We start from the raw sequence: 5,801 nt of genomic DNA, 5'->3' as shown, positions 1-5,801 counted from the left end.
CGGGGCCGCACACGGCCGGAGCCGGCCCGCAAACCGGCGATCCCGGCCGGGACGAGGTGCTGGCGGCCCATGGCATCGTGCGCACGTTCACGCAGCGCAAGGGCCTGTTCGGGCAGCCCTATACGGTGCGCGCGGTAGACCACGTGTCGCTGGCGGTGCGGCGCGGCGAGACGCTGGCGGTGGTGGGGGAGTCGGGATCGGGCAAGAGCACGCTGGCGCGCATCCTGCTGGGCCTGGACGATCCCGACCAGGGCCGTATCGTGCTCGGCGGACAGCCGGTGGGCGAGTTGGCGTCCCAGGCCCGCGCCCGCCTGGTGCAGCCTGTGTTCCAGGATCCGTATTCCTCGCTGAACCCGCGCCGCGCGGTGGGCGACATCGTGGCCCGCCCCCTGGAACTGCACCGGAACCTGGCGGCGGCCGAGCGCCGCGCGCAGGTCGCGCGCATGCTGGACCGCGTGGGCTTGCCGCAGCGGGTCATCAACAGTTTCCCGGGGCAGTTGTCGGGCGGACAGCGTCAGCGTGTCGCCATTGCGCGCGCGCTGATACTGCGGCCCCAGCTGCTGCTGTGCGACGAGCCCACGTCGGCGCTGGACGTGTCGGTGCAGGCGCAAATACTCAACCTGCTGCAGGATCTGCAAGAGGAGTTCGGATTGTCCATGTTGTTCATTACCCACGATATAGGCGTGGTGCGCCAGATCGCCGACCGGGTCGCCGTGATGCGCGCGGGGCGTATCGTGGAAGAGGGCGAAGCCGCCACCGTGCTGGCCCGTCCGTCCCATGAGTACACCGCGTTGCTGCTGGATTCCGTTCCCACCCTGGACCGCGCTTTTGCCGAGGCTGCTGCATGAACCCCGCCGTACTGCCCGCCACCGTGGCGGATTTGTTCTCAACCGAGCAAACCTGGCAAACCTGGCTGGATATCGAGGCCGCGCTGGCCCTGTCGCAAGCCAGCCTGGGGTTGATTCCCGCCGATCACGCGCAGCGCATTGCCGCGTGCGCCACGCTGCGTCATCTGGACCTGGATGCCCTGCGCGTGGACATCAAGCGCACCATGGCGCCCGTATTGTCGGTGGTGCACGCGCTGGCGCATGCCTGCGGCGACGAGGCGGGCGGCTATGTGCACTGGGGCGGAACCACCCAGAACATCATCCTGGGCGGGCGTGTCCTGCAGATGCGCCGCGTTCATCACCTGTTGCTGGCGCGCATCGGCGCGGCGCTGACCACCCTGGCCGACCTGGCGGAAGACGGCGCCGGAGCGGTGATGGCGGGGCGCACGAATCGCAAGCACGCGCTGCCCATTACCTTCGGCTTCAAGGTGGCCAGCTGGATCGAGGAACTGGCGCGCTGCGTGGAGCGCCTGCGCCAGGCCGAGCCGCGCACGTTCTCGCTCGTGTTCGGCGGCGCCATCGGCGCCATGCATACCTTCGGGCCAGATGGCATGCAGTTGGCCGAAACGATGGCCAAGCGCCTGGGGCTGGCCAGTCCGCTGGTGCATTCGCGCGCGATGCTGGACCCGTTTTGCGAATACGTGCTGGTGCTTTCCCTGTTTGCGATGGCGTGCTCGCGTATCGGCAATGAGCTGTACACCCTGATGGCCGACGAGATCGGCGAGGTGGCCGAGACGCTGCCCGACGGAGTGGTGGGCAGCAGCACCATGCCGCACAAGGACAACCCCAAGCATGTCGTGGGCCTCATCGCGCGCGCCGCGCGCCTGCGCGCCCTGGCCGCGCCGGCGCTGGAAGCCGGCCAGCCCAGCCACGAGGGTGATTCCGCCACCAACCAGCAGTTGTATGGGCTGATCGACGAGGCATGCCCGCTGGCCTACGACGTTGCCACGCGCCTGGACGAACTGTTGGCCTTGGTGCGTTTCGATCCCGCGCGCATGCGCGAGAACCTGGCGCGTTCGGCCGACGTCATCGCGTCCGAGCGGTTGATGATGGTGCTGGCGGCCACGCTGGGGCGCCAGCATGCGCACGACCGTGTGCACGCCGCGATCCGCGAGGCGCGGCGCGAGGGTTGCCAGTTGCCCGAGGTGTTGCTGCGCCAGCCGGATGTGGCGCGGCACTACACACTGGCGCAGATCCAGGAAGCGCTGGACCCCGCGCGCTACACCGGCAACAGCCGCGACATCGCGTTGCACGCGGCGGCGCTGGCGCGCGATCTGGCGCGCCAGCTCGCGCCTGGGCAGGCTCAGGCCGAACCGCTGGCCTGATCGCCCGACTTCAGCAAGCGGAAACTGGGCGCGGCCTCGGCATCTTCGCGGCACAGGCGGCGTACGTAGCCGCGCAGGCAGTCGACGAACAGGTCCGCCAGGGGAGGGCGGCCCGCGGGGGGGAAGATGCACGCGTACGTGACCCAGCGCTCGGGCGCGATGGGCCGGAATACCACGCTGTCGCCGGGCAGCAAGCGGGCAGAGGTACGGTCCATGATGGACAGGCCGTTACCGTCGCGCACCAGCTGCTGCACCATCAGCGTCGACGTGGTCTCGATCGCCATGCGCGGCTTGGCGCCCACGGTGGCGTAGATTTCGTCGAGGCGGCGGCGCCAAAGCTGGTGCGGCTGCAGCGACACGATGGGCTGGTCGACCAGGTCTTCGGCGCGGATCATGTCCTGCGCGGCCAGCGGATGGCTGCGCGGCAGCAGGGCCTCGACCCGCACCTGCAAAACGGGCTCGACCTGCAGTTCGACGATGGCGTTGGTGATGGGCAGCGAGATCAGGCCCAGGTTGTAGCGGCGCCGCGCCACTTTGTTCTCGATCTCGAACCGGCCCTCGATGTGGATGCGGCAGTCGAAATCGGGGGTCTGGCGCCGCATGTCGCTGACCGTGGGCGACACCAGGCAGGTGCCCAGCGGCACCGAGGTCACCAGCGTGAATTTTTCGCGGTTCTTGCCCCGAATGTCCTCGGCGATGCGGGGAATTTCGTCCACGCCCATCAGGATCTGTTCGGCTTCCTGGAAGAACAGTTCGCCCTCCGGAGTCAGCAGCAGGCGCCGGCGGGCCCGCGTGAACAGCTTCAAGCGGATTTCGTCTTCCAGCAGGCCTATCAGGCGGCTGGCCGCCGACTGGCTCAGGTGCAGCCGTTCCGCGGCCGAGGCCAGCGAGCCATGCAACACGATCAGGCGGAAAAGGCGCAGGGATTTCAGGTTCATGGGAGGGCCGTTTGCGGCGGCAATGGTTCTATTAATTCGAAGACCTAATTGCTTAATTCGAATAATCGGTGGGGTCAACGGCGATAGGATGCCAGAAGACGACTATGGGTTCCACAAGAAACCCGCACACAGGAGACAAGCTTGAAGCGAATGATCATCGCGGCCCTGGCCGCACTGGCCGCCGCCGGGGCCGTGCGCGCCGAGTTGCCGGCCGGGGCGGGCCAGTACGTATTCCAGGACGCCGATACCGGGCAGCCGGTGCAGGTGTATTACTTCAAGCCCGAGGCCTATACGGCCGACACGCCGGTGGTGGTTCTGCTGCATGGCATCAAGCGCGATGCGCAGGACTATCGCGACGCCTGGGTCGACATCGCGCGCCAGCGCAAGCTGCTGGTGCTGGCGCCGCTTTTTACGCGCGAGGCCTATCGGGGCGCCAACGGCTATAACCTGGGCAATGTCTTCCACGCGGTATCGCACGAGGAAATCACGGGCAAGGCCAAGCCGGCGGCGCGCAATCCCGCCGCGCAATGGAGCTTCGCCCTGCCCGATGCGGTATTCGCCGATTTCACGCAGCGCCAGCCCACGGGGCAGTCGGGCTATACCCTGTACGGCCACGGCGCCGGCGCGCAGTTCGCGCATCGCTATGCATTGTTCCGCCCTGAAAGCCGGGCCTGCCTGATCATCGCGGCCAATTCAGGCTGGTACACCTATCCTGGCCGCGGCGCCGATTGGCCCTATGGCCTGCGCGACGTGCCGGATGTCACGGATACGCAGATCGCCCAGTACCTGGACGAACCCTTGTTGCTGATGCTGGGGGATGACGACGTGCGCCGCAAGGGCGGCGTCATGCGCAGTACCCGCGGCGCGCAGGCCCAGGGCCCCGACCGCAAGACGCGCGGCGAACGTTTTTATGCGAACGCCCAGGCCTTGGCGCGGCAGTCCGGGCGGCAGGCGCGGTGGGAACTGCAGCACGTGCCCGGCGCGGGGCATCGGAACGACCAGATGGCCGCGGCCGCGGCCGCGCGCGTGAAGGGCTGCGCCGCCCGGTAGCGACGGCGCCATTTTCATCATTCGCAGTACCGCGGCCTGCCGGCCGCGACGGGCCCGTCATGGCGCGCGGTCCGGGAATACGTTTTTTCAACGGAGGAGAAAACCATGAGAAGAACCGCGACCACCGCGCTGGCCCTGGCGCTGACAATGGCGGGCTGGACGGGCGCCGCGCACGCCCAGAGCAGTGTCACGCTGTATGGCCTGATCGACCTGGGCTATATGAACGACCATGACGACACCAAAGGCACCTCGCAGGGCATCGACAGCGGCAATGAATCCGGATCGCGCTGGGGCATCAAGGGCGTAGAGGACCTGGGCAACGGCCTGAAGGCAACTTTCCAGCTGGAAGGCGGGTTCAACGCGGACAATGGCACTTCGGCCCAGTCCGGCCGGCTGTTCGGCCGTTGGGCCTATGTGGGCCTGGAAAGCGACCGCTACGGTGAAGTGCGCCTGGGCCGGCAATGGGTGCTGGGCCGCGAATGGGGAGGCGCGGCCACGCCCTTCTCGATCGCATGGTCGCGCTCGGGCCTGGGCACCACATTCGGCTATAACGACGGCGATTTCGGCGCCAGCGGCATCGCCGACAATATGGTGATGTGGCGCTCGCCCAAGCTGCACGGGTTCGAGGCCGCGGTGGGCTACAGCTTCGCGGTGGACGGCGAGCAGGAATTCGGCACCGGCAACAACGACCGGATGATCACCGCCGGCGTGCGGTACGGAAAGGGGCCGTTGCGCCTGGCCCTGACGTACGAGCACTTGTATGCGGACCAACGGCGCGTCAGCGGCCGGGCCAATCCCGCGGGCGACACCAGCAACTGGCAATTGGGCGGTTCGTACGACTTTGAAGTTGTGCGGGTGTACGCGGGCGCCGGTCGACTGAGCGACGCCAACAAGGGACCGGCCAAGGACGTGGACAAAGACTATGCCTGGACGGCAGGCGTGCGCGTACCGATAGGGCCGGGCGCGCTGCTGGCGTCATGGCAGCAGACGACGCATTCGAAAATCCAGGCTTATGCGGTGGGCTACCAATACGACTTGTCCAAGCGCACCGACCTGTACGCCTTTTACAACCACAGCGATACGCGCGATTTCGATGCCGACGAGGACAACGGCCGGCGCCAGATCAGCGTAGGCATCCGGCACCGCTTCTAGCACGGCGCCGGATGCGCGGATCAGCGGCGGCCGTTGAGCAGGCCGCCGCCGATCTGCAGCAGGTCGTTCAGCCCGACCTGGCCGTCGCCGTCCTGGTCCAGCACCGAGCCCAGCAGGCCGCCGCCCAGGCCGCCTTGTTGCTGGGCCACATCGCGTTCATGGCCTAGAGAGGCGCTCAGGTTGCCGGCATCCATGCCGCTGCCCTGCATGCGCCTGGCCAGGAAGGCCATCACGATGGGGGCCAGCAGCCTGAGCAGGTTGGCGGCATTGTTGCCGCCCAGCCCGGTGGCCTGGCCCAGGTTGTCTTCGGCGCGCTGTTGTTTGTCGCCGAAAATGTGGCCCAGGATGTTGCCGCCGTCGGCCTGGCCCGCGTTGGCGCCGGCAGGCGGCGTTTCAACCTTCGGGGCCTCGACCGGTTTCTCGACCTTCGGCTTGGGCTTGGGTTTAGG

The 5,801-nt window shown here is 67.7% G+C and carries 6 protein-coding genes; 4 read left to right on the top strand and 2 right to left on the bottom strand.

The annotated features are described in order from the left end of the window. Positions 1–848, top strand: an 848-nt coding sequence (locus LPZ50_RS20730; protein ID WP_419195621.1) for an ATP-binding cassette domain-containing protein, incomplete at its 5' end; no start/stop codon positions are given. Further along, positions 845–2,212, top strand: coding sequence for a lyase family protein (locus LPZ50_RS20725; protein WP_230664528.1), 1,368 nt, complete (start codon positions 845–847; stop codon positions 2,210–2,212). The genes LPZ50_RS20730 and LPZ50_RS20725, both read left to right, overlap by 4 nt. Here the strand turns inward: LPZ50_RS20725 and LPZ50_RS20720 are convergent. Beyond that, positions 2,191–3,150, bottom strand: a complete 960-nt coding sequence (locus LPZ50_RS20720; protein ID WP_230664526.1) for a LysR family transcriptional regulator — start codon at positions 3,148–3,150, stop codon at positions 2,191–2,193. The two genes, LPZ50_RS20725 and LPZ50_RS20720, sit on opposite strands and share 22 nt — an antisense overlap. A gap of 141 nt (positions 3,151–3,291) precedes the next feature. Between LPZ50_RS20720 and LPZ50_RS20715 the strand changes: the two genes are divergently transcribed. Then, a complete protein-coding gene (locus LPZ50_RS20715; RefSeq protein ID WP_230664524.1) occupies positions 3,292–4,200 on the top strand; it encodes a hypothetical protein in 909 nt (302 codons plus the stop codon). 105 nt (positions 4,201–4,305) lie between these two features. Next, on the top strand, positions 4,306–5,352 hold the full coding sequence (locus LPZ50_RS20710) for a porin (RefSeq protein WP_230664522.1): 1,047 nt from the start codon (positions 4,306–4,308) through the stop codon (positions 5,350–5,352). 20 nt (positions 5,353–5,372) lie between these two features. Here LPZ50_RS20710 and LPZ50_RS20705 read toward each other — a convergent pair. Next, positions 5,373–5,801, bottom strand: a 429-nt coding sequence (locus LPZ50_RS20705; RefSeq protein ID WP_230664520.1) for a DUF937 domain-containing protein, incomplete at its 5' end; no start/stop codon positions are given.

The sequence above is a fragment of the Bordetella petrii genome, assembly GCF_020991325.1.
Taxonomy (GTDB): domain Bacteria; phylum Pseudomonadota; class Gammaproteobacteria; order Burkholderiales; family Burkholderiaceae_B; genus Bordetella_A; species Bordetella_A petrii_E.
Note: the sequence above shows the minus strand (reverse complement) of the source record. Positions and strands in the feature narration are given on the sequence as shown.

Coding starts and splice junctions, on each gene's coding strand:
- LPZ50_RS20725 (WP_230664528.1), top strand. CDS start 845: ATGAACCCCGCCGTACTGCCCGCCACCGTGGCGGATTTGTTCTCAACC.
- LPZ50_RS20720 (WP_230664526.1), bottom strand. CDS start 3,150: ATGAACCTGAAATCCCTGCGCCTTTTCCGCCTGATCGTGTTGCATGGC.
- LPZ50_RS20710 (WP_230664522.1), top strand. CDS start 4,306: ATGAGAAGAACCGCGACCACCGCGCTGGCCCTGGCGCTGACAATGGCG.